Annotated in this window: 20 protein-coding genes; 18 read left to right on the top strand and 2 right to left on the bottom strand. The window is 53.6% G+C overall.

What is annotated here, in order from left to right; genetic code table 11:
• Positions 1-79: 79 nt before the first annotated feature.
• From KQI79_RS01635 to tkt, 3 genes are all read left to right on the top strand, one after another.
• Positions 80-1,213: a deoxyribonuclease IV gene (locus KQI79_RS01635; RefSeq protein WP_216536468.1), complete on the top strand. Its 1,134-nt coding sequence runs from the start codon at positions 80-82 to the stop codon at positions 1,211-1,213.
• A gap of 103 nt (positions 1,214-1,316) precedes the next feature.
• Positions 1,317-2,177, top strand: coding sequence for a formyltetrahydrofolate deformylase (purU, locus tag KQI79_RS01640; protein WP_216536469.1), 861 nt, complete (start codon positions 1,317-1,319; stop codon positions 2,175-2,177).
• A gap of 286 nt (positions 2,178-2,463) precedes the next feature.
• Positions 2,464-4,482 carry a transketolase gene (gene tkt, locus KQI79_RS01645; RefSeq protein WP_216536470.1) on the top strand — a complete coding sequence of 673 codons (2,019 nt, stop codon included), beginning with the start codon at positions 2,464-2,466 and terminating at the stop codon, positions 4,480-4,482.
• 105 nt (positions 4,483-4,587) lie between these two features.
• Here tkt and KQI79_RS01650 read toward each other — a convergent pair whose 3' ends face one another.
• A complete protein-coding gene (locus KQI79_RS01650; protein ID WP_216536471.1) occupies positions 4,588-5,493 on the bottom strand; it encodes an NAD(P)-dependent oxidoreductase in 906 nt (301 codons plus the stop codon).
• 292 nt (positions 5,494-5,785) lie between these two features.
• Here KQI79_RS01650 and KQI79_RS01655 point away from each other — a divergent pair, with 292 nt between their 5' ends.
• The 15 genes from KQI79_RS01655 (at position 5,786) to ptsP (ending at position 22,567) form a co-directional block, all read left to right on the top strand.
• On the top strand, positions 5,786-7,141 hold the full coding sequence (locus KQI79_RS01655) for a glucose-6-phosphate isomerase (protein ID WP_216536472.1): 1,356 nt from the start codon (positions 5,786-5,788) through the stop codon (positions 7,139-7,141).
• Positions 7,142-7,282: 141 nt separating this feature from the next.
• On the top strand, positions 7,283-7,915 hold the full coding sequence (locus tag KQI79_RS01660; RefSeq protein WP_216536473.1) for a YigZ family protein: 633 nt from the start codon (positions 7,283-7,285) through the stop codon (positions 7,913-7,915).
• 4 nt (positions 7,916-7,919) lie between these two features.
• Positions 7,920-8,501, top strand: a complete 582-nt coding sequence (locus tag KQI79_RS01665; protein ID WP_216536474.1) for a TetR/AcrR family transcriptional regulator — start codon at positions 7,920-7,922, stop codon at positions 8,499-8,501.
• 113 nt (positions 8,502-8,614) lie between these two features.
• Positions 8,615-9,757 (top strand): N-methyl-L-tryptophan oxidase, encoded by a 1,143-nt coding sequence (gene solA, locus KQI79_RS01670; protein ID WP_216536475.1) that lies wholly within the window; start codon positions 8,615-8,617, stop codon positions 9,755-9,757.
• Between the two features lie 295 nt (positions 9,758-10,052).
• Positions 10,053-10,868, top strand: coding sequence for a sulfate ABC transporter permease subunit CysT (gene cysT, locus KQI79_RS01675; protein WP_216536476.1), 816 nt, complete (start codon positions 10,053-10,055; stop codon positions 10,866-10,868).
• Positions 10,865-11,662 (top strand): sulfate ABC transporter permease, encoded by a 798-nt coding sequence (locus tag KQI79_RS01680; protein WP_216536477.1) that lies wholly within the window; start codon positions 10,865-10,867, stop codon positions 11,660-11,662. The genes cysT and KQI79_RS01680 overlap by 4 nt, the downstream gene beginning before the upstream one ends.
• Before the next feature lies 1 nt (position 11,663).
• On the top strand, positions 11,664-12,728 hold the full coding sequence (locus tag KQI79_RS01685; RefSeq protein ID WP_216536478.1) for a sulfate/molybdate ABC transporter ATP-binding protein: 1,065 nt from the start codon (positions 11,664-11,666) through the stop codon (positions 12,726-12,728).
• Between the two features lie 19 nt (positions 12,729-12,747).
• Positions 12,748-13,830: a sulfate ABC transporter substrate-binding protein gene (locus KQI79_RS01690; protein ID WP_216536479.1), complete on the top strand. Its 1,083-nt coding sequence runs from the start codon at positions 12,748-12,750 to the stop codon at positions 13,828-13,830.
• A gap of 345 nt (positions 13,831-14,175) precedes the next feature.
• Positions 14,176-15,528, top strand: a complete 1,353-nt coding sequence (locus KQI79_RS01695) for an ABC transporter substrate-binding protein (RefSeq protein ID WP_216536480.1) — start codon at positions 14,176-14,178, stop codon at positions 15,526-15,528.
• Positions 15,529-15,867: 339 nt separating this feature from the next.
• On the top strand, positions 15,868-18,027 hold the full coding sequence (locus KQI79_RS01700; protein ID WP_216536481.1) for a BglG family transcription antiterminator: 2,160 nt from the start codon (positions 15,868-15,870) through the stop codon (positions 18,025-18,027).
• Positions 18,028-18,076: 49 nt separating this feature from the next.
• Positions 18,077-18,811: a sugar isomerase domain-containing protein gene (locus tag KQI79_RS01705; RefSeq protein WP_216536482.1), complete on the top strand. Its 735-nt coding sequence runs from the start codon at positions 18,077-18,079 to the stop codon at positions 18,809-18,811.
• Between the two features lie 74 nt (positions 18,812-18,885).
• Positions 18,886-19,155, top strand: a complete 270-nt coding sequence (locus KQI79_RS01710) for a PTS sugar transporter subunit IIB (RefSeq protein WP_216536483.1) — start codon at positions 18,886-18,888, stop codon at positions 19,153-19,155.
• A gap of 23 nt (positions 19,156-19,178) precedes the next feature.
• Complete coding sequence (locus tag KQI79_RS01715; RefSeq protein ID WP_216536484.1) at positions 19,179-20,540, top strand: PTS ascorbate transporter subunit IIC; 1,362 nt, start codon at positions 19,179-19,181, stop codon at positions 20,538-20,540.
• A 39-nt stretch (positions 20,541-20,579) separates the two neighbouring features.
• Positions 20,580-20,846, top strand: a complete 267-nt coding sequence (locus KQI79_RS01720) for an HPr family phosphocarrier protein (protein WP_216536485.1) — start codon at positions 20,580-20,582, stop codon at positions 20,844-20,846.
• Positions 20,843-22,567, top strand: coding sequence for a phosphoenolpyruvate--protein phosphotransferase (gene ptsP, locus KQI79_RS01725; RefSeq protein WP_216536486.1), 1,725 nt, complete (start codon positions 20,843-20,845; stop codon positions 22,565-22,567). Before KQI79_RS01720 ends, ptsP begins: the two co-directional genes overlap by 4 nt.
• A 46-nt stretch (positions 22,568-22,613) precedes the next feature.
• On the opposite strand, the gene KQI79_RS01730 is transcribed toward ptsP, so the two are convergent.
• The gene (locus KQI79_RS01730) at positions 22,614-23,717 is read right to left on the bottom strand and encodes a carbohydrate kinase (protein WP_216536487.1); all 1,104 of its coding nucleotides are present in this window, start codon (positions 23,715-23,717) and stop codon (positions 22,614-22,616) included.

Genomic DNA, 23,717 nt, shown 5'->3' on the forward strand with positions numbered 1-23,717 from the left:
AAGAATTATAACGTATTTCTAGATTTATTACGATATTCACGGTAAAATAATGGGATAATCGATAGAAGGGAGTTTTATTATGAAAACGTTGAAAATCGGTTCCCATGTGTCGTTTTCCGACAAGGGATTGGTGACCGCGACGAAAGAAGCAGCATCATACGGCTCAAGCTCTTTTATGATATATACGGGCGCTCCGCAAAATACGCGCCGCAAGCCTATCGAGAATCTATATATTGAAGAAGGCAAAGCTTTAATGAGGGAACACGGATTCGAAGAAATCGTCGTTCACGCCCCTTATATTATCAATCTGGGATCGTACAAGCCGAATACGTTCGAGTTGGCCGTTTCCTTCTTGCAGGAAGAGATTCGCCGTACCCATCACATCGGCGTGAAGAACATCGTCCTTCATCCGGGAGCCTATACCGACAAGGACGCGGAATACGGCATTAACCGGATTGCCGAGGGGCTTAACGAAGTGCTTGGCGGGACGAAAGAGACGGACGTCAATATCGCGCTTGAGACGATGGCGGGCAAAGGGACGGAAATCGGCCGGAGCTTCGAGGAGATCGCTTCGATTATCGACAAAGTCCAAGATAACGGCAGATTGACGGTTTGTATCGATACATGCCATATGCATGACGCCGGATACGATATCGTGAACGACCTGGACGGCGTGCTGGAGGAATTCGACCGGGTCATCGGCTTGGACCGCATTGCCGTCGTGCATATGAATGACAGCAAAAATCCCCAAGGCGCGGGGAAAGACCGGCATGCCCCCGTCGGCGCCGGCTGGATCGGATTTCAAGCGATGAACAATGTCGCCCGTCACGAAGCGCTGCAAGGCCGGCCGTTTATTCTGGAAACGCCTTGGATCGGGAAAGAGGACAAGACGCAAAGACCGATGTACGAAGCGGAAATTGCCCTGCTGCGGGGAGACGCCGCGGAACGATTCGGAGGATCGTTCTTCGACGATGTGGAGCGGCTCCATTTCTTCTTCGAGAAACAGGAGATCGATCCGCGCGAATATGTGCTGTCCACGTGGACGCTGCTTAAGAACGACGCGAAGGCGAAGAAAGCCGATCCGCGCGAGCCGATGGACAGGCTGTACGATATGGTCGCGGAAGCGCGCCTGTTCCCGGACTTGTCCGAAGAAGCGATCAACCATCGGCTTACCGCATGGTTCGGCGGCAAAGAACTGCTCATCAACGCATAGAGAGTCGGGTTCTCGCAACCTTCTCGGTGCTGAAAAGTCGACTTTTGAACACGCACTTATTATATACCAATCGGAATACGGCAATGAAAGAGGTTAGTGGAGAATGAACAAACAAGATCGCGCTAGAATGTTGATTTCCTGTCCGGACCGGGCGGGAATCGTGGCGGCCGTGTCGCAATTTTTGTACGAGCACGGAGCCAATATCGTACAGTCCGACCAATATACGATGGATCCCGAAGGCGGCATGTTTTTCATGCGAATCGAATTCGACCTGGAGCGGTTGCAGGAGCGCCTGCCGGAGTTGGAGCGGCATTTCGCGGAGGCGGCGGACAAGTTCGGCATGCAATGGCGCATCAATCAAGTGAGCAAGAAAAAACGGCTGGCCATTTTCGTCTCCAAGGAAGACCATTGTCTGGTGGAGCTGTTGTGGCAATGGCAGGCGGGAGACTTGGACGCGGAAATCGCCATGGTAGTAAGCAACCATCCCGATATGCGGGAATACGTCGAATCTTTCGGCATACCGTACCATCATATTCCGGTGACTCCTGACAATAAGCCGGAAGCGGAGCGGAAACAGTTGGAAGCGGTGGGAGATCGTGCGGACGTCATCGTTTTGGCGCGATACATGCAAATTATTTCGCCAAGATTCCTGGAGCATTATCCGAATCGGATCATTAATATTCACCATTCGTTCCTGCCTGCGTTCGTGGGCGGCAAACCTTACGCCCAAGCTTACAATCGCGGGGTGAAAATTATCGGCGCCACCGCGCATTATGTGACGGAAGAGCTTGACGGCGGCCCGATTATCGAACAGGACGTGCAGCGCGTCAGCCACCGCGACGATGTGGACGAGCTGAAACGGATCGGACGCACCATCGAGCGCGTCGTGCTTGCCCGGGCCGTCCACTGGCATATCGAGGACCGGATTTTGGTGTATCAGAACAAGACGGTCGTTTTCAACTAGCCGTTCAAGCGATATTCGCAAATAGGATGGTTTAATCCTATTTATATTTTACGAATATGATATACTTTTTCTTCAAGTTAATTGTATAGCATATCGTTATCAACTTTATAGTATGAACGATAACTGCCGCATAGTATGACATTTCTGCGAAAAAGAAATGGATTTCTATGCGGTTTTTATCTTTCTTTATGGAAATGGGATGACGCAAATGATACAATATAATGCAAAGTAACAGTAGTCTTCAAATCAATGAGTATTTCGAAAATGAAATGGAGGAACCATCAACATGTCAGCAAGCAACAAGTCAATTGATCAACTATCCGTCGATACGATACGCACGCTCGCGATCGATGCGATCGAGAAAGCTAAATCCGGCCATCCGGGCATGCCTATGGGTGCCGCTCCGATGGGTTATCAACTGTTTGCGAAAACGATGAACCATAATCCCGATCAACCGGCATGGATTAACCGCGACCGTTTCGTGTTGTCCGCGGGACACGGTTCGATGCTGCTCTATAGCTTGCTTCACCTGAGCGGATACGATTTGCCGATGGAAGAGCTGAAGAACTTCCGCCAATGGGGCAGCTTGACGCCGGGGCATCCGGAGTTCGGACATACGGCGGGCGTCGACGCTACGACCGGTCCGCTTGGACAAGGGATCGCGATGGCGGTAGGTATGGCGATGGCGGAAGCGCAGCTTGGAGCTACTTACAATAAAGATCAATTCAAAGTGGTCGACCATTACACCTATGCGATCTGCGGCGACGGGGATTTAATGGAAGGGATCTCCAGCGAGGCGGCATCGATGGCAGGCCATTTGCAGCTCGGCAAATTGATCGTACTATACGATTCGAACGATATTTCCTTGGACGGCGACTTGAACCTCGCTTTCTCGGAAAATGTGGCACAACGCTTTGAAGCGTACGGTTGGCAAGTGCTGCGCGTCGAGGACGGCAACGATCTCGCGGCGATCGAAGCGGCAATCGAACAAGCGAAGCAAGAATCCGGCAAGCCGACGTTAATCGAAGTGAAGACGGTGATCGGATACGGAAGCCCGAACAAGGCGGGCAAAGGCGGCCACGCCGGTCCACACGGCTCTCCGCTGGGAACGGAAGAAGCGAAATTGACGAAAGAGGCGTACAATTGGACGTACGAGGAAGATTTCTACGTACCGCAAGAAGTGCGCGATCATTTCGCTGCAGTGAAGCAAAAGGGCATTGCGGCATACAACGCATGGAATGAACAATTCACGGCATACAAAGCATCCTATCCGGAGCTTGCGAAACAATTCGAACAAGCCGTGTCCGCCGAACTGCCGGCAAATTGGGACGCAGACTTGCCGAAATATACGTCTGAGGACAAACCGTTGTCGACGCGCGTCGCTTCCGGCAATGCGCTGAACGGATTGGCCAAGAACGTACCGAGCCTGGTAGGCGGCTCCGCCGACTTGGAAAGCTCGACGATGACGCATTTGAAAGGCTTGCCTGTATTCCATCCGGAAAATTACGCGGGACGCAACATTTATTACGGCGTACGCGAATTCGGCATGGCTGCGGCAATGAACGGCATTATGCTGCATGGCGGCCTGAAAGTATACGGCGGAACGTTCTTCGTATTTACCGATTACTTGCGTCCTGCCGTTCGTCTTGCGGCGCTGATGAATTTGCCGGTCGTATACGTGCTGACGCACGACAGTATCGCTGTCGGCGAAGACGGCCCGACGCATGAGCCGATCGAGCAATTGGCGTCGATCCGCATCATTCCGAATTTGACCGTCATTCGTCCTGCCGACGCGAACGAAACTTCGGCGGCATGGGCTTATTCGCTGCAAAACCGCCGCAATCCGGTGGCGCTCGTCTTAACCCGCCAAAACTTGCCGGTATTGGACAATACGGCGGAAATGGCGCGCGAGGGGGTAACCCGCGGCGCGTATGTCGTATCCGATGCGGCAAACGGCAAGCCTCAAGCGCAAATTATCGCGACAGGATCCGAAGTGCAGCTCGCGGTACAAGCGCAAAAAGCGTTGGCCGAACAAGGCGTGCAAGTGCGCGTAATCAGTATGCCAAGCTGGGATTTGTTCGACGCTCAGCCGAAGGAATACCGCGATTCCGTGCTGCTGCCTGACGTCAAGGCTCGTCTGGCGGTTGAAATGGCCCATCCGTTCGGTTGGGAACGTTATGTCGGCGAACAAGGCGCCGTACTGGGCATCGACAAATTCGGAGCCTCCGCTCCTGGAGACCGCGTCATTCGCGAATATGGATTTACGGTAGAGAACGTCGTCGGCAAAGTGAAGGAACTGCTGTAATAGGACGATCTCAAATGCAAACATCCCGCCCGCCTGCTATAAGAATAGCAGAGCGAAGCGGGATGTTTTTTTACCGCAATCGCGCCTAGTTATGGATCCGGTTGGTTAGTTACCGGTTTTGCCGATGCGGCGGCCGATCCAATCCTCGTAACAGCGCGCGACGGCGCTCAAATCTTCCTCCCCGTAGCCTTGCGTCTGTCCGATCTGGAACATGCTTTTGGCCGCTTCCAGCATCGGGACGGGAACGCTCATTTGATCCGAAAGCCGGGAAGCGAGCTTCATATCTTTCAACATGAGATTTAAGGAAAATTGGTTGCTGAAATCATGCTCGATGATTTTACGCCCTTTCAACTCGGCGGCCTTGCTGCCCGCCCCGCCGGACATCACCAGGTCGAGAAATGCGCTCGTGTCGATGCCCGCCTTGGCGGCGATCGAGAAACCTTCGGCAAGCGCCACATTGTTAATGCCGACGATTGCGTTATGGGCCAGCTTCGTGATCGCGCCGCTGCCCGACGGCCCCATATAGAGCACTTTGCGCCCCATCGCCAGGAGCAGTTCCTCATGACGGCGGACCGTTTCTTCTTTTCCTCCCGCCATAAAGACTAACGTGCCGTCAAGGGCGGCAGGCTTGCTGCCCGTTACGGGAGCGTCGAGGAATTCGACGCCTCGAGCGGCGAGCGCTTCTGCAATTCTTCGCACCAATTCCGGCGAAATGGTGCTGCTGTCGATAACCGTTTTCGCCGCGCCGCCGTCGCCGATTCCGGCACATACGCCGTTTTCGCCGAAATAGACCTCCTCGATCGCACGGTCGTCGCTGATCATGGTGAACAGCACGTCGACTCCTTTCGCCGTCTCGGCAGGGGAGGAGGCGACTTTGGCTCCTTGTTCCGCGAGCGGCTTTGCCTTGTCCGCAGACCGGTTATAAACGGTCACCTCATACCCTTTGGCCAGAAGATTTGCCGCCATCGGGCCTCCCATCGTGCCCAAACCGATAAATCCGATTTTTTTCATTCCATATCCGCCTCCATCCGATAGTTGTGCATCCTACCTAATATTGTAACATGCTTGTCAGTTGAAATAAAAAATGAAATATGGTATTCTGAAATATAGAACATACGTTCCTTTGAAACACTTTGAAATACACCTTGAAATGGATTGCGTCCAACGCAAGTTCCATGGCGAACATTTCTTATTATACCGTGACTTAGCTTGTATTCTGCGGCAATATACAGTATCCTATTTTATATACAGTTTAACGATGCAAAGGGGAAAAGCATCATAATGACGAGGAGGATGCAGCAACATGAGCAAGAAAATACAGTTCGACTATAGTAAAGCACTGTCTTTTGTGCAGCAACATGAAATCGATTATTTGACGGAGCCGGTTCGCGTGGCTCACGAACAGTTACATAATAAGACGGGAGCAGGATCCGATTATCTTGGATGGATCGACCTGCCGACGAATTACGATAAGGAAGAATTCGCAAGAATTCAGCAAGCTGCCGGCAAAATCCAATCGGACTCCGAAGTGCTTGTCGTAATCGGAATCGGAGGATCGTATTTGGGCGCGCGTGCGGCGATCGAAATGCTGTCCCATTCCTTCTATAACATGCTGCCGAAGGAACAGCGCAGAACGCCGGAAGTTTACTTTGCCGGCAATAACATCAGCTCGACCTACGTGAATCATTTGATTCAGTTGATCGGCGATCGGGATTTTTCCGTCAATGTCATTTCCAAATCGGGCACGACGACCGAGCCGGCGATCGCTTTCCGCATTTTCCGCGCTCTGCTTGAGAAGAAATACGGGAAAGAAGAGGCGCGCAAACGCATCTACGCGACGACGGACCGCGAGAAAGGCGCCCTTAAGAAGCTTGCCACAGAAGAAGGATACGAGTCGTTTGTTATTCCGGACGATGTAGGCGGACGCTATTCCGTTCTGACGGCTGTCGGCCTGTTGCCGATCGCTGTGGCGGGCATCGATATTGCGGAAATGATGAACGGCGCGGCCGACGCGTCGAAAGAATTCAGCAATCCGAACTTGGCGGAGAACGCCAGCTACCAATATGCGGCGGTGCGCAATGCGCTCTACCGTAAAGGCAAAACGACGGAAATTCTCGTCAATTACGAACCGGCTTTGCATTTCGTATCCGAATGGTGGAAACAACTGTACGGCGAAAGCGAAGGAAAAGACCATAAAGGCATTTATCCGGCCTCCGTCGACTTCTCGACCGACTTGCACTCCATGGGACAATTCATCCAGGAAGGTACGCGCAATTTGTTCGAAACGGTCATCCAAGTTGCGGAAGTGCCAAGCCAAATTACGATCGAGAGCGATCCGGACGATTTGGACGGACTCAATTTCTTAACAGGCAAGACGATGGATTTCGTCAATAAGAAAGCGTTTGAAGGAACGATGCTGGCGCATTCGGACGGCGGCGTGCCGAACCTCATCGTAACGATACCGGATATGACGCCGTATACGTTCGGCTATCTCGTATATTTCTTTGAAAAAGCTTGCGGCATCAGCGGGTATTTGCTCGGCGTCAATCCGTTTGACCAGCCGGGTGTCGAAGCGTATAAGAAAAATATGTTTGCCTTGCTTGGCAAGCCCGGATACGAGAAAGAAAAAGCGGAACTAGAATCCCGCTTGACTCGATAATTGCAGTTCATCATGAAGTGACAATCTAAAGGCAGTTCGCCATATCCACATGGTTGGAGTCGGCCGAACTGCTTTCTTGAAATCATAGCTGTACATGGGAAATTTATCATCTTGCAGCAATAAACCAGAGGACTGATGCGGATGCTGGATCGCTTTAAGACAGTCAGACAGTTCGGCTACAAGGAAATCGTCATTAGAAAATCGCGCTTTATCGGTTATGCCAAACCGGTACAGACCGAAGAAGAAGCGATCCAATTCATTGACGAAATCAAGAAACAGCATTGGAACGCCACGCATAATTGTTCCGCCTATATGATCGGCGAACGGGATGAAATCCAGAAGCAATCCGACGATGGCGAACCGAGCGGCACGGCGGGCAAACCGATACTGGAAGTCATCAAAAATCAAAACTTAAAAAATACGGCGATCGTCGTCACCCGTTATTTCGGCGGAATATTGCTGGGAGCGGGCGGGCTGATTCGCGCTTATACGGACGGCGCTGTAGCCGCCATCGAAGCGGCCGACGCGATCGTCAACGTATTGCATACGCAAATTTACGTCGAAATCGACTATACGTGGTTGGGGAAACTGGAGAATGAATTGCGCAATCGCAACATACGCATGGGCGAAACGCAATTTACGGATAAAGTTATCTTGACCTGCTTGCCCGTTGCGGCGGAGGCCGATCGCTTTACGGCGTGGATAACCGATTTGACGCAAGGTCAAGGCGTTATTACGCGAGGGGATCAGGTTTATTTTATCGAAGGAGAATAATGGCATGGCAAGAAGAGCGGTAGAACAGGAGTTGACGCGTGAACGAATATTAGAAGTCGCTAGGCATTTGTTTGTTACGAAAGGTTATCGGGCTATCTCAATGCGCAGTATCGGCCAGCAGTTGGGGTATAGCCACGGTTCCTTGTATTATCATTTTAAGGAGAAGGCCGAATTATTTTATGCTCTCGTTGCGGAGGATTTCAACGAGCTTTGCTTATTAATCGAGCGCGTCAGCGGCCAGGCGCCGGGAGAGGGCGTTTCCAAGCTCGAATATGTGATGTTGGAATTTATTCGGTTCGGGCTGGATAATCCGCATCATTACGAAATTATGTTCTTGACGCGAGATGAAGAGATGCTTGCTTATTGCCGGACGGAACAAGCGCGATGCTTGGAATTGTTTGCCGCCATTGTGCGCCAAAGCCTATCCGGGAAAGAACTTACGGAAAAAGCGAGACAGAATATTCCGTTAAGCCTGTTCTTAGCGGTACACGGTTTCATATCCTATTATATCCAAGATCAGGTATCCTTCGATGAAATTAAACCGGCAGCCCTTGCCCACGTAAAATTTTTGGCCTGCAGTTTTTAGCGCGACGTCAACCGTTCCAACGGTTGGCGTTATTTTGTTTGCGTTGACAGATCTAAGCCGATATGGTCTAATTTGGACGAATTCATTATCGGAAGCGAAAGCGGGGAGTTCAGGTGAAAACGGATTATGACGTCATTATTGTAGGCGCGGGCAGTTTCGGGATGAGCGCCGGATATTATTTGGCAAAATCGGGGGCGAGCGTGCTGCTGATCGACGCCCACGACCCGCCGCATCATAACGGAAGCCACCATGGGGAAACCCGCATCTTTCGGACGGCGTACACGATGGGGGCGCCCTACGTTGCCTTGGCGCTTCGCTCCGGACGGCTATGGAGCGAGTTGGCCGAGGCGGTTCGCGAGAGCGCAACGCTGGCGGAACATAGCGAAATTTTTCGCCAAACGGGCGTTCTAAGCATAGGTCCGGCAGGCTCCCGTTTTCTTCGCTCCAAACGGGAAAGCTGCGAAGCGTTCGGCATCCCTTATGAATACATAAGCGCCCGCGATTTGACGGCAAGATGGCCGGGGTTCTCCGTGCCGGAACGAATGGAAGGGCTTTACGAGCCGAATAGCGGCATTTTGTTCAGCGAGCGGATTATTCGCGCATATCGGATGTTGGCCCAGAAATACGGGGCGGAATTGTTAATTCATACGCGAACGTTACGAATCGAACAGGGAAAGCGCGGGAATGAGGTTTATACCGAAAATGGCGCCTATTGTGCGAACAACGTACTTGTCGCGGCCGGCGCATGGTCGGCGGAGGTAGTGCCGGAATTGCTTGGCCGGATTCAGCCTGTGCGCAAACCGATCGGCTGGTTCAAGGCCCCGGCGCATCGATACGGCGATGGAACGTTTCCGGCGTTCGTCGTCAACAAGGGCGGCGATGAAGAATATTACGGCATTCCCGATCTGGACGGTTCCGGTTTGAAAGTCGGCAGGCATGACGGGGGCGATATTCTCGCTCCCGGCCGGCCGATCCCGCCGTTCGGCGCCTATCGGCAAGACGAAGAACATCTCGCCGCTTTTGTGAGGGACTTTTTGCCGGAAGCCGGCGGGTTGCTGCAAGGGAGCGTCTGTCTGTACGAGAACGCGCCGGGCGAACGGTTCATGTTAGGCCCCCTTCCCGGCCGTCCCGGCGTTTGGTTTGCGGGCGGAGGGTCGGGACACGGCTTCAAGTTCAGCAGCGGCATCGGCCAAACGATAGGCGAATGGTTGACGACAGGACAAAGCCTCACGGATGTCTCCGCATTTCGCATTTAAAATCTTCATAAAGCGTGAAAGGCCCGTTCCGGCGATTATGCCGGGGCGGGCGTTTTGCTTCGAAAAACTTATCGCGCTTCCCCTATTAGGCACTCACACATCATAAGCAAAATGAATATTCTGCATTAGAAAATTTGATAAAACGAAATTCCTTTTAACCGCAAAATAGAAAGCCTTGATAGAGGTTTTCTCAAAATAAGGAATTGACGCGAGAAGTCATATTCTGGTAAAGTTATAATACCAAGTAATCGAATAGGAATTATGGGTAAGTGAAGGCTTGGGGAGGAGAAGTACGTTGGATACGATATTGCGGCATAAAGGATGGACTTGGGGGTTCCGCAGCACCATCATGCTTTATTTTTTACTATTGATCATACTGCCGATTGTCGGCGTATACACCCATTCTTTCGCATCCGGATGGGGGAAGTTTGTAGAAAGCGTGACCGAACCGCTGGCATGGAAGGCGGTGCTGCTGACGCTGAAACTGTCGCTTATCGCGACCGCGATCCATATCGTCATCGGAACGATGATCGCCTGGGTGTTGACCCGTTACCGCTTCTGGGGCAGAACGCTGTTGAACAGCCTGGTCGATCTTCCGTTCGCCTTGCCGACGGCTGTCGGCGGGCTCATGATCCTGCTCTTGCTCGGCCCGAACAGCCCGGTCGGCCAATGGGCCGAACGTCTCGGATTTGAAATTGTGTTCCACGAACCGGCGATTGTGATCGCGATGCTATTTGTTACGTTTCCGTTCGTCATTCGCGCGGTGCAGCCGCTGTTGGAGGAAATCGACAAATCGGAAGAGGAAGCCGCCTATATGCTTGGCGCTACCAGACGAAGAACCTTCCTGAAGGTCATTTTTCCTTCCCTGCTTCCGGGCGTATTAAGCGGCGCGATGTTGGCTTTTTCGCGGGCAATCGCGGAATTCGGCGCCGTCGTGCTCGTAGCCGGCAATATTCCGGGAAAGACGCTCATCGCGTCGGTATACATTTTCGGCGAAGTGGAGAGCGATAATCCGGTCGGCGCTGCGGCGGTATCGATCATTTTACTGACATTGTCGTTTGCCGTTTTATGGCTTATTCATTTCGTGCAAACACGGAGATTGAACAAATGAAAAAAGCGCTTATTCTTCTCACCTATTTCATATTCGCGGTCGTGCTGATCATTCCGCTTGCCAAAATTTTTACAGGATCGTGGGAGCAGGGCTTAAGCGGATTCGTCGAGGCGCTGACCCGCCCGCAGGCGCAGCATGCTTTGATGATGACGGGGTTGATCGTAATCGTCGTTACACTGTTGAATACGCTGTTCGGCGTTATGCTTGCCGTCTATCTGGTCCGCGGAACATGGATCGGAAGAAGGGTCAAACAACTGTTAAACAGTATTGTCGATCTGCCTTTTGCCGTCTCCCCGGTTATTGGTGGATTCATGATCGTGCTCCTTCTGGGGCCCAATACGGTGATCGGCGCCTTCTTCGAATCGATCGGCTTGAAAATCGTGTTTGCCTTCCCCGGCATGGTGCTCGCTACTCTGTTCGTCACGTTTCCGCTGATGGTGCGCGAGGTGATGCCCGTACTGCAGGAAATCGGCTCGGGCCAGGAAGAGGCGGCCTCGACGCTGGGCGCGTACGGGTGGACGACGTTTTGGAAAGTAACTTGGCCTTCGATCCGTTGGGGCGTCATTTACGGCGTCGTATTGACGGTAGCCCGTTCGTTGGGAGAGTTCGGCGCGGTGCTTGTCGTATCCGGCAACATTATGAATAAAACGCAAACGGCGACAACGCTCGTCTATCAAGATGTGGAAAATTTCAATGTGACCGCGGCGAACGGCGTCGCTTTCGTGCTTGCCGCTTTTTCGATCGGCTTGCTGCTCATTATGGAATGGACGAAAAAAAGAAAAGGAGTGCATTGAAATGCATATTGAAGTGAGCCATTTAAACAAAACGTTCGGGCAGTTCCAGGCGGTGCGCGACGTCAGTTTCTCAATCGAAAAGGGCCATCTGATCGGCCTGCTCGGTCCGAGCGGAGGCGGGAAAACATCCATTTTGCGTATTTTGGCCGGTCTCGAAACGCCGGATTCGGGGGAGATCGTGTTTCACGGGAAAAAGGTGAACGATTTGCCGCCACAGGAACGCGGAATCGGGTTCGTTTTTCAAAACTACGCTTTATTCAAACATATGTCGGTGTTCGATAATATCGCGTTCGGGTTGAAGATCAAAAAGATGCCGAAGGACCAAATTCGGGCGCGGGTGGCGGAACTGGTAGAGCTCACGGGGTTAAAAGGGTTCGAGCACCGGTATCCGCATCAATTGTCGGGCGGGCAGCGGCAGCGGGTTGCGTTTGCGCGGGCGTTGGCGCCGGAGCCGCAGCTGCTGTTGCTCGACGAGCCGTTTGCGGCGATCGACGCCAAGATCCGGCAGGAGTTACGCGTATGGCTGCGGAATTTGATCGAGCGGGTCGGGATTACTTCGATTTTCGTTACGCATGACCAGGACGAGGCGATTGAAGTGGCGGACGAAATAATGATCATCAATCAAGGGAAAGTCGAGCAGAAGGGGACGCCGTGGGATATATATAAAAACCCGCAGACGCCGTTCGTAGCGAGCTTTATCGGCGAATCGACGATCGTGGAGCAAATCTCCGAACTGAAAGGCTTCGAGGAAGCGAAGATTTGGCCGCACACGAAGGCGCTCATTCGCCCTGAATATATTGAAATCGGGAGACGGCATGAATTCAGCCTTTTGTCGGCAACGGAACGGGGAAGAATTAAGCAGATTCATTTTCGCGGCAGCGAGTGGATGGTGGAGGTAGAGGTCGGCAGCCATACGCTCATCACGTACCGTTCGCTTGAGCTTGACGTGCTGCAGCCGGGAGAAGAGGTATACGTGCTCGTGCATCGGGCGTATTTGTTCAACGATAACGACAGTTGGATTATGGAAAACAAGCTGAAAGAGGACCCGATGCCGATTCATATCTAGATGGAAGAGAGGAAGCGCAATGTTTGGCAGGTATCATCGTCCGTTTCACACAGCAGCGTTTGCTATCGTATGGCTCCTCCTCGCAGGCATCATTGCCGCGGCCTGCGGCGGCCCTTCGCAATCTCCCGAGCCTGCGGCGGCGTCCGGAGAGGAGAAGTCCGGCGGCGGGGTAACGCTCGTCATCGGCGCCTACAGCGTCGTCAAGGACGCGATGGGCGAAATATTGCCGAAATTCGCGGCGCATTGGTACGAGAAAACGGGGCAACGCGTCACATTCCAGGAATCGTATGAGGCTTCCGGGACGCAAGCGCGAGCGATCGTCGGCGGTTTCGAAGCGGATGTGGCAATGCTGGCGATGGAAGGGGACATCGACAAAATCGTGAAGGCGGGTCTCATTACCCGCGATTGGAAAAACGGACCTTATCGGGGCATGATCACGGAGTCGATCGTCGTCATGGGAACGAGACCGGGCAATCCGCACGGTATCCGGGATTGGGAGGACGCGATGCGCCCGGGCGTGAAGGTGCTGTACCCGAATCCGAAGACGTCGGGCGGAGCGCAATGGGATATTAATGCGATATACGGCGCGGGCCTAAAGCGGTCGGAGGAATTGGGGGGGGCGCAGGATCCGGCCTATGCCAAGCGATTTCTAAGCCGAATGCATGACAATATCGAATCGCTCGACAAAAGCGGGCGCGCTTCGATGGCGGCGTTCGAGTATGGCGTGGGCGATGTCATCGTCACGTATGAAAACGAGCTGTTGGCGCGCATCAACAAGGGAGTCGATTATGAAGTTGTCGTGCCGAAGGATACGATACGGATCGAGAATCCGGCGGCGGTCATCGACGTCAACGCGGACCGTCACGGTACGCGCGAGGTGGCTGAAGCGTTCATCGAGTATTTGTCTCAACCGGAGGCGCAGCGCGTGTTCGCGGACGAAGGATTCCGTCCGGTCGCGCCTGAAGTATACGCGGAAGTGAAAGACCGTTATCCGCACCCGGCGGGCTTGTTCGATATCGAATATCTCGGCGGCTGGGACGCCGTACGCGAAACGCTTTATTCCAGGCGGGGCGTATGGTATCAAGTGCTGGCCGGTCTGTGAAAATAGCCGCTGTCAGGGGCAGAACAACCGTATGGGGAGTTCTGGCTCTTTTTTTTGATGCCAGGCTTCAATAATCACTAAAATTAAAACGTTTATATTTAATTAAAAAGAAATAGTTCCAAGTAACATCGTTTGGAGGAAGGCGGTGAACAAGAAAGAAAGGACTAGGAATTCAATGAATTATAGTGATTGACAACGCATGCAATGTTAATATATAAAGGAAATAGATAACAGGAAAAACATGGGCTCGATCGGCCTGAAAGTTAAAACGTTTTAATTTTATGAGTACAGGTTTCGATCTTGCAGCGCAAATTGACCGTAAAAATCCAGTTTGGAGGAGAAAAAATGCGAAGGATGCGAAGGTATGCAGCCGCATGGATCGGCGCGCTGGCAATTTTATTGCTGGCAAGCGGCTGTCTGGGGGAGAAATCGGCGTTGCCCGGGATGCCGAAGGACGGAGCGGGAACGCTTAAAGTGATGTACGGCAACGAACAGACGTTTCGATTGCTTTACGGGGATTATTTTCAGTCGAAATATCCGAACGTCGAAATTGAGATTGTCGATACGAAACCTTTGCGGGAAAATACGGAAACGGAACAGGAGCCGGCCGAGCATTTGTTGAAACTGATCGAGAAGGAAAAGCCCGATCTTATATTGCTGGATAAGAGCCAAGTGTCCGTATTGGCCGAGAAGGGCAAATTGATGCAATTGGATGCCGTCATGCAACAGGAGAACTTCGACACAAGCGGCATACCGGGTCAATTCATGGACTATTTCCGCCAAATCGGAGACGGTAGCATCTACGCAATCTCGCCAACCTATACTACGCAAGCCATTTATTACAATGCCGGGCTGTTCGCCGAGCACGGCATCGAACCGCCCCGCAATCAAATGACATGGGACGAAATCGCGGCTCTCGCATCCCGGTTCGGCGCGCTCAGTACCGAAGAACAACCGCTATACGGCCTAAGCTCGCTTTTTCCTAATTCGCTGGAAATGGTATTGAATATCGCCCAGACCTTACAGATCGGCATACTGGACAGCCGCGGCGAGAAGATGCAGTTCGAAACGGAAGGATGGAACCAGGCATTCGGGCAAGTGGCGGAATTGATCAAAAATAACGGACTGTACGCTCCGGAGGAACCGGTTTTTTCTATCGCAACGAATGAGACGCCTTTTGCGATGGGGCAGTCAGCGATGACGATCAGATACGTTACGCAATCCGAACATCTGACGGGCGATTCGAAGTTCGAAGTAGGTCTCGTCACGATGCCGGTCAATCCGGCAAGTCCGGAGACGTCTCCGTTTATTTTTTTCAACGACTTGTTCGCGATCAATCAAGATTCCGAGAATAAACGTCTTGCGTGGGAATTGCTCCATTATATGTGCAGTCCCGAAATGGCCGATTTTTTGACATCCGGTCTTATGCTTAATCTGCCGATACGCAATGAAAGAGTGGAAACGATCGGCGGCTTGAGCGCGGAGCCCTTCACTTTGCTGAAGCCGTCTTTAAACGGAGGCACGGGATGGGACGTGGTCGACCGCGAACCTTTCTCCCAGGAGTTTCGTAACGAAGTCTTTATGGCGATGGAGAATGCGCTGAATGATATGGCGTATAACGACGTGCCGGTTAACGACGCGCTTGCCGCCATGCAGCAAGATTTGCAAGCCAAACTGGATCTGGAGAAACGAAAATAAATGGATGGAATTTCCGTAGTGCGGTCCGCAATGATCAATAGTATATAGACGTTTGCCAATATCGTCGATCCCGAAACGGCCAGTCCGGGGAGCGGCGATTTTTTTTTCCGTTTCCGAAGGTAATTTATGGACTGCCTGCAGCCGTTTTGTGCCGGGATGATAACGTTTTCGTGAAATAGTGTCATATTGCCGCATTTGCCGCGGAAGAGAACACAAGTTTACTCCATTGAATCGGCAAGGTTCGTGCCGCTACAATATAGGTAAGCAAGGAACCATTGCCCAGCAGTCTTTAGACAACGAGCGTTCCCGAAGACGAGCATTCACGAGAAAAGGACGGAGATGGCGATGCTTAGTATGCGCGAATATTTGATGCTTCAGAAATTGCAGGAAAGCCGGCGCCCGCTGACGGTTTCTTTCCTTGCCAGCTCGTTCAAGGTGAACGAGCGAACGATCCGCAACGATCTGCAAGGATTGGACGCGTGGTGCAGGAAGCAAGGGATGCGGCTGTGCCGCAAACCGAATGTTGGCGTTTGGCTCGAAACGAAGGGCCGCGGAATCCCGTCCGAACCGCCGCTTTCGCCGCCGGCTTTCCGCCGTCAAATCGCCTACAACCCCGACGACCGCCATAAACTGATGGCGCTCGAATTGCTGTTTCGCAATGAAGCGGTTCTGGTCAAAGAATTCGAGCTTATGCTGGGTATCAGCAAATCGACGGCGCTGCGCGATCTGGACGCTTTGGAGCGGGCGTGGACGAATACGCCGCTTCGGCTCGTCAAACGGCCCAATTTCGGCGTGTTGGCGGTAGGGGAAGAGAGGGCGATCCGCAATGCGTTATTCCAATTGCTGACGGATGAACCCTTGATGAAAATGCCGGCCGCGCAAAAATACATTGACGAAATTTACCGTTGCCTGAAAGCGGACGGCGAACCGCCCGGCGGAACGGAAACGGGGCGGGAACGAACGATTGGCGTATTGCTCGGTTTGCGCAAGGAGTTGAAACGGCACGGCATGCGTCTCACCGACGAAGCATTAGCCGCCTATGCGCTCCATATGGCGATCGCCGCATACCGGATTCCGCTTGGGGGGCGAATCTCGCTGTCCGATCGGCAGAAGGAACGCATCCGCCGCCAAAATTTCCATCCTTGGCTCGTCTCGCTGCTCGCTCATATGCTGCCGTCTCAAGCGCTGCCTTGGCCCGAGGAAGAAGTGCTGAATATGGCCGTCCATTTGGCGGCATCCAGCATGATCGAATGGTTGGACGGCTTCCAGCCTCTATCGGAAGGGGAAGCTTCCATGCTGGCAACCGCGGTGCGCAATATGGTCGAAATCGCGGAGCGGTTTCTCGGCTTGTCCTTTGAAGGGGACCGCGAGCTGTATCGGGGGCTGGCCAATCATGTGGCGCCGATGATTCAGCGCCTGCGCTACGGGATCGCGCAATTGGCCGTTTCCCCGGCGGAGATGGATATCAAGCAAGCTTACCCGTGGATTTTCTACGCGGCCCGGTCCGGGACCAAGGCGGTGGAAGAATTGTTCGACATTACCGTTCCCGATTACGAAGCGGCCCATCTTGCCCTTTACATTGGAGCGGCGGTGGAGCGCAAAAAAGGAAGCGTTTCCTCCGGAAGCGTGCGGGCCGTCATCGTTTGCGGGACCGGAATGGGCACTTCGCAAATGCTGGAAGTCCGGTTAATGCAGGAATTTCCGGAAATTCACGTTCGAGCGACCTGTTCCGTCTTTGCCGTACGGGAATGGCTTGACGGGCAAACCGATTTATTTCTTGCAACGGTGCCGTTTCAGCTCGACGGAGCGGCGGTCATTGAATGCAGCCCGTTTCTCGATTCGAAAGACGTTCTGGCGATTCGCGCTTGGCTGGCCGACGGGAGCGCCTCGTTCGCCGGCTTGAGAGAAAGGCTGACGGGGGAAGTCGTTGCGGCGGCGGCCCGCTTGGGAATGCATCATCCCCAGTTTGCGAAGGAGGTGAGCAGGACAATCGCATCCTATTTTGCCCATAGCGAAAAAACGATGACACAATTTTGGAAAAGGAGCGATCAAGGAAAAATGCTGGCCGATTTATTAACGGAACAAACCGTAGTTTGCCGTCCCGATTGTACTTCTTGGGAAGATGCGGTAATGAAGGCGGGAGAGCTGATGGAAAGTACCGGCGCCGTGGAGGCGGAATATACCCACGCGATGATGAACGGGTTGCGCAAGCACGGGCCTTATATGGTCGTAGCGCCCGGCGTCGCTTTGTTGCATGCAAGGCCGCAAGACGGGGTCAACGAAGTGGGCATGAGCCTGCAGATCGTTCCCGACGGCGTGGCGTTCGGGCATCCGAGCAGAGATCCGGTCCGGTTGGTCTTCGCTTTCGGAACGACGGATCCGCAATCGCATTTGCAAGCTTTATCCCGTTTAATGTCGCTATTTAACGACGAGGAGCGGCTATCCGCTCTCATGAAGGCGTCGTCAACGAATGAAGCGCTCGCTTTGTTGCATGACTGACGTTCGAATGCAATCATCATGGATTCATACGAAAGGGGATTAGATCAACATGTTGGCAGTGACTTATATCGATCGAATTATGGAATTGATGCAGACCGCGAAAGATACGCAATTGGAGTCGGTCCGTCAAGGGGCAAAGCTGGTGGCGGATGCCGTTCAGCAAGACGGCGTTCTGCATGTGTTCGGATGCGGACATTCGCAAATGTATGCGGAGGAAGTATTTTATCGCGCGGGAGGGTTGGTGCCCGTAAACGCTATTCTGGAGCCGGCTTTGTCTTTACGGCCCGAAGCGCCGAAGAGCACCTGGTTTGAACGAATCGAAGGATATGCGGAAATCGTGCTGGAGCATGAACGGATCGCCCCGGGAGACGTGTTGCTGATCGCCTCGACTTCCGGTCGGAATGCCGTGCCGGTGGAGATGGCGATGGAAGCCAAGAAACGCGGCATGCATGTTATCGCATTGACGTCGCTGCAGTTTACGAATGATGTGACAAGCCGCCATCCTTCCGGGAAAAAATTGATCGATGTGGCCGACGTCGTGCTGGACAATTGCGGAGTAAGCGGCGACGCGATTATGGAGCGGGAGGATATGCCGGCCAAGTTCGGCCCGACTTCGTCGATTCTTGGCTTCACCTTGCTGCAATCGCTCATCGTTCAGACCGTGGATGAATTATGCGGCCGCGGCGTGCAGCCGCCGATCTGGGTCAGTTCCAATCTGGACAAGGGCGATGCGATCAACGCGGAGTATATACGGCGCTATAAAGACCGCATCAAATGTTTGTAATCGGGAAGAGAAGTTCGTTCGGCTGTATCGTTAGGTTATGAATTGTAAAATTCCAAATAGGAGCGTGGAAGACGATGAAAATTGTAACCGTATGCGGCATGGGGTTCGGCACGAGTTTGATGGTCAAGATGAGCATTGACGATATTTTGAAGGAGTTGGGCAAGCAGGCCGACACGCAAGCGATGGATATGGGGTCGGTAAAAGGTCTCGATGCGGATTTGTTCGTTACTTCCAAGGATATGGAGAACAGTTTCCCGGACGTCGGAGCGCCGGTCATTTTCCTGGAAAATATGACGGACAAGGCGGAGATCAAGGAGAAAGTCATTGCTTTTTTAAACCGATAACCTAAGAAGGGGGAACAAGCGCGATGCTCGATTTCCTGATTGAATTAATAACGACGCCTGCAGTCATGCTCGGATTAGTCGCTTTGGTCGGTCTTCTAATCCAGCGCAAAAATGCCGCAGACGTCACGAAAGGAACCCTGAAGACCATACTTGGCGTATTGATCTTGTCGGCAGGGTCGGGAGTTATCGTTCAATATTTGGAACCGTTCGCCACGATTTTTACCCAAGGGTTTCAGTTGACCGGCGTCGTTCCGTTCGATGAAGCCGTCGTCGGGGCGCTGTCCGAGAAGGTGCCCGAGATTGCCCGCAACGGTTCGCTGATTTTGGCTTTCGGTTTTGTTATCAATATTATACTTGCCCGCTTCTCTCCTTTCAAATATATCTTTCTTACGGGGCATATGTTGTGGATTATGTCGGGCGCATTGGCGTGGGCTTTCTACGATTTAGGATATCAGACGGTTGAGGCGGTGCTATGGGGATCGATGATTCAAGGCTTGGCCTGCGTGCTCTTTCCGGCGCTCGCCCAGCCGATCATGCGCAAATTGACGGGCTCCGGCGATATCGGCTACGGGCATTTTACAACGGCCGGCGTCGTATTGTCCGCGGGCATCGGCAAGCTCGCCGGCAATCCGCAGAAGAGCACGGAACAGATGAAAATGCCGAAAAGCTTGGAATTTTTCAAGGACACGGCGGTCTCGATTTCTTGCGTTATGGTGCTCATTTATCTTATCTCCGTATTGATGGCCGGTCCTGAATTTATGAAGTCGATCAGCAATGACCAGAATTGGATCGTGTTTGCGATCGTTCAAGGGCTTGGCTTTACGGCCGGCGTGCTTATTTTGCTGCAGGGAGTGCGGATGTTCCTGGGAGAAATCGTACCCGCATTCCGCGGGGTGGCGCAGAAGCTCGTGCCGGGGGCGACGCCAGCGCTGGATTGTCCCGTCGTATTCGCGTTTGCGCCGAATGCGCTGATTATCGGCTTCTTGAGCAGCATCGTCGGCATGGTGATCGGAATGCTCGTCTCCCAATCTTTCGGCGCAATCGTCCCGCTTCCTTCCATCATCGGCGGATTTTTCACCGGCGGGATTGCCGGCATCTTCGGCAATACGTGGGGCGGCAGACGGGGAGCGATGATTTCCGGTTTGATATACGGCCTGGTGTTAACGATTCCGGTAGCGTTATTCTTCCCGATGTACGGTTTGGAGGCGTATGGCGTAACGGGGATCGCTCTGCTCGTGTCCGACGCGCTGATCGTGCTATCGGGCGTGAAGCTGCTCCATTCGCTTCATTTGCTGCCGATTGTCGTTCCTGCCGTTATCGTTGCGCTCATTGTATGGGGCATCGTTCGCAACGGCCGGAACAAAGGCGCGGAACTGAAACAATAATGTGAATGACGATATTGAGAAATAAAGGTGGGGAGAAACATGGTGGAGAAACGAACTACGATCCGAAACGCGAACGGGTTGCATATGCGTCCGGCAACGGAATTCGTCGATTGTGCCTCCGCTTTTGCCAGCAAGATTTCACTCGTGAAAGACGGTATTTCGGTTGATGCCAAAAGTATGGTCGGCGTCATTTCGCTGGCAATCGCATGCGGCGAGGAGATCGTGATTGAAGCGGAAGGACCGGATGAGGAAGAGGCATTGGCCGCTTTGGAGCGGGTTCTCGGCGAAATGGAGGAGGACGCATGAATACGATTCGCGGCATTGCGGCGGCGGAAGGCGTTGCGATCGGTACGGCTTGGGTACTTCCCCGCTCATACTGGGAAGACGATGAGGCGGCGCCTGCCATCGCGGCGGGAGAGCCGGAACAAGAAAGAGCGAGGCTATTGCAAGCGTTCGAGCAGGTGCGGCAGCAATTGGAAACGATCTATGCTCAGGCGCAGGCCAAGCTTGGCGACGACACCGCCAAAATGATTAAAGGCCAAATTCTAATGACGAAGGATCGCTCCTGGATTGAGGGCATGCTGCGCATCATCGACGAAGAAAGCGCGTCCGCAGCCGATGCGGCGAAGAGGAAAGTGGACGAATTGATCGGCATGTTCGAGTCAATGGACAATGCATATATGCGGGAAAGGGCGAGCGATGTGCGCGATCTCGGCAATCGGCTGTTGACGGAGCTGCAAGGCGGCGATAGCGATGGCGTCGAGCGAACGAACGGCCCCGTCATATGGGTGGCGCGCGACTTGCCGCCTTCGCTCACCGTCGGAGCGAATCCGGACACGGTGCTGGCATGGGTGACGGAGACGGGGGGGCGAACGTCCCATTCGTCGATCCTTGCCCGAACGCTCGGCATTCCCGCCGTCGTAGGCGCCGGCGAACTGCGGGATCGGATTCAATCGGGACAGACGCTCATCGTGGACGGCAGCGCCGGAATCGTTCATATCGATCCCGCCCCGGAATTGCTGAGCGAATACGAGGAGAAACGGCGCGCGTTGGAGGAAGCCGGCAGCCGGTTAGCCCGCTGGAAGGATAAGCCGACGGTTACGGCCGACGGCAAGAGCATCGTTCTGCAGGCCAATATCGGCCATCCGGACGAAGCGGCGGCGGCGTTGCGGCAAGGAGCCGAAGGGATCGGCCTGTTCCGCTCGGAATTTATCTTTATGCATCGCGACGATTTGCCGTCGGAAGAGGAGCAATTTGCCGCCTATGCCAAAGCCGCGGAGACGATGGCCGGAAAGCCGGTCACGATCCGCACCTTGGATATCGGCGGCGATAAAGATTTGCCTTATCTCCAAGTGCCGAAAGAACTGAATCCGTTTCTCGGCTATCGAGCGATACGGCTTTGTCTGGACCAGCCACAGTTGTTCCTAGCGCAGCTGCGGGCCATTATGCGCGCGAGCCATTACGGGCAAGTGCGGCTTATGCTGCCGATGGTCTGCGCGGCCGAAGAAATCCGGCAAACGCGGCAGCTTTTGCAGCAGGCGAGAGAGGAGCTTGACCGAGAAGGAATCCCTTACGACCTGCATATGAAAGTCGGCATCATGGCGGAAACGCCGGCTGCCGCCCTGCTGATGGACCAACTCGGCGCGATGGTGGACTTTGTCAGTATCGGCACGAACGATCTGGTGCAATATACGATGGCTTGCGACCGCATGAACGAATCGGTATCGCATCTTTACCAACCGTATCATCCGGCCGTTCTGCGCCAGATCGCCTATATTGCGGAGCAAGCACATCGCCATGGCATTACCGTTTCCCTATGCGGCGAATGGGGCAGCGAAGCGTCCGCTCTTCCGCTTCTGATCGGCCTGGGAGTCGATTCGATCAGCATGTCGGCTTCTTCTATACTCGGCATTAGAGAAAAGGCGGCTTCGCTGGATAGCGGGACTTGCGAGCAAATGGCCGCATCCGCCTTGCAATGCGCCGGCCAAGAGGAAGTGCTCTCTTTACTGCAGGAGCAATTCGCGTAATAGAATAGGAAGCGCCCTTCCCGATCGGATTCGGGAGGGGCGCCGCTTATTTGGGGCCGGCCTGCGAAACGATAGCATCAAGCAAATCGGAATGCAGCTTAGGCGACACGGATTGGTCGCTTTGCAGGGCGATCGAGGAAGCCGCAAGGCCTAGTCGGCACGCTTGCTGCATCGTTTCGCCCCGGACGATTCCGAATAAATAACCGGCGGAGAAAGCGTCGCCCGCGCCCGTCACGTCCACGATCTCGGTCGACATGGACGGCAATGTCCGCTCTTCTTCTTCGGACGAATAGAACAACCCTTCGGCGCCCATCGTAATGATCACATTGCGGGCGCCTTTTTCTTTGATGATGCGTGCGGCGGCGCGGCAGTCGTCCGCCGTTTCGACGTTCATGCCGGCAAGCAATCCGGCTTCGCGGCGATTCGGGAATATGCAATGAACGCCATCCAGCCTCTCCGGAAGCTTCTGCGCATCCGGCAACGAGACCGGGTCCACATAGAGCGGAATATTCTCGTCCCGGCAACGTTCAATAACGTAAGTCAGGCATTCCGCGGATACGTTGGAATCGAGGAAGACGGCTTGGGAGGATGCGATCAGCGACCAGCGTTCGGCCAGCACGGCGCTCGTCAACCGATCCAAAATATCGTAATTGGCCATGGCGATGAACATTTCTCCCGTCGCGTCCAGCAATGTCGTATAAGTGCCCGTCCGCTCGTCCGGCATGACGCTCACCTGGCTGACATCGACGCCGGCCCGCCGCGTCTCCTCCAATAGAAGCGTTCCTTCCTTATCGTTGCCGACACAGGACACGAGCGTCGCATGAAGTCCGAGCCGCGCCAAGTTTTCGGCGACATTCCGCGCCACGCCTCCGCATGATTCGCTGAAATGCACCGGATTGGCCGTACCGGTTATAATTTTTTGCCTGCTGTAGGCTTTGCGGTCGAAGTTGGATGTGCCGATGCATGTAATGATCGCATCTTCATGCAAAATATATGCGCGCCCCTTGATGACACCTTTTTTCGTCAGATTGGAAATGTATCCTGCGATCGCCGGACGGGACAAACCGACTTTATCGGCCAGCTCCTGCTGCGATATGTACGGATTCAGCCTGATATAGTGCAAAATTTGTTGCTCCTTGTTTTTTTCCAT

The organism is Paenibacillus sp. MSJ-34 (assembly GCF_018918005.1).
Taxonomy (GTDB): domain Bacteria; phylum Bacillota; class Bacilli; order Paenibacillales; family Paenibacillaceae; genus MSJ-34.

Excerpts from the sequence above, each read along its gene's own strand:
- purU (WP_216536469.1), top strand. The coding sequence starts at position 1,317 with ATGAACAAACAAGATCGCGCTAGAATGTTGATTTCCTGTCCGGACCGG.
- ptsP (WP_216536486.1), top strand. The coding sequence starts at position 20,843 with ATGAATACGATTCGCGGCATTGCGGCGGCGGAAGGCGTTGCGATCGGT.
- KQI79_RS01695 (WP_216536480.1), top strand. The coding sequence starts at position 14,176 with ATGCGAAGGATGCGAAGGTATGCAGCCGCATGGATCGGCGCGCTGGCA.
- KQI79_RS01705 (WP_216536482.1), top strand. The coding sequence starts at position 18,077 with ATGTTGGCAGTGACTTATATCGATCGAATTATGGAATTGATGCAGACC.
- KQI79_RS01710 (WP_216536483.1), top strand. The coding sequence starts at position 18,886 with ATGAAAATTGTAACCGTATGCGGCATGGGGTTCGGCACGAGTTTGATG.
- KQI79_RS01650 (WP_216536471.1), bottom strand. The coding sequence starts at position 5,493 with ATGAAAAAAATCGGATTTATCGGTTTGGGCACGATGGGAGGCCCGATG.
- KQI79_RS01660 (WP_216536473.1), top strand. The coding sequence starts at position 7,283 with ATGCTGGATCGCTTTAAGACAGTCAGACAGTTCGGCTACAAGGAAATC.
- KQI79_RS01665 (WP_216536474.1), top strand. The coding sequence starts at position 7,920 with ATGGCAAGAAGAGCGGTAGAACAGGAGTTGACGCGTGAACGAATATTA.
- KQI79_RS01690 (WP_216536479.1), top strand. The coding sequence starts at position 12,748 with ATGTTTGGCAGGTATCATCGTCCGTTTCACACAGCAGCGTTTGCTATC.
- KQI79_RS01685 (WP_216536478.1), top strand. The coding sequence starts at position 11,664 with ATGCATATTGAAGTGAGCCATTTAAACAAAACGTTCGGGCAGTTCCAG.
- KQI79_RS01715 (WP_216536484.1), top strand. The coding sequence starts at position 19,179 with ATGCTCGATTTCCTGATTGAATTAATAACGACGCCTGCAGTCATGCTC.
- KQI79_RS01720 (WP_216536485.1), top strand. The coding sequence starts at position 20,580 with ATGGTGGAGAAACGAACTACGATCCGAAACGCGAACGGGTTGCATATG.
- KQI79_RS01700 (WP_216536481.1), top strand. The coding sequence starts at position 15,868 with ATGGCGATGCTTAGTATGCGCGAATATTTGATGCTTCAGAAATTGCAG.
- KQI79_RS01635 (WP_216536468.1), top strand. The coding sequence starts at position 80 with ATGAAAACGTTGAAAATCGGTTCCCATGTGTCGTTTTCCGACAAGGGA.
- KQI79_RS01730 (WP_216536487.1), bottom strand. The coding sequence starts at position 23,717 with ATGGAAAAAAACAAGGAGCAACAAATTTTGCACTATATCAGGCTGAAT.
- KQI79_RS01680 (WP_216536477.1), top strand. The coding sequence starts at position 10,865 with ATGAAAAAAGCGCTTATTCTTCTCACCTATTTCATATTCGCGGTCGTG.
- tkt (WP_216536470.1), top strand. The coding sequence starts at position 2,464 with ATGTCAGCAAGCAACAAGTCAATTGATCAACTATCCGTCGATACGATA.
- KQI79_RS01655 (WP_216536472.1), top strand. The coding sequence starts at position 5,786 with ATGAGCAAGAAAATACAGTTCGACTATAGTAAAGCACTGTCTTTTGTG.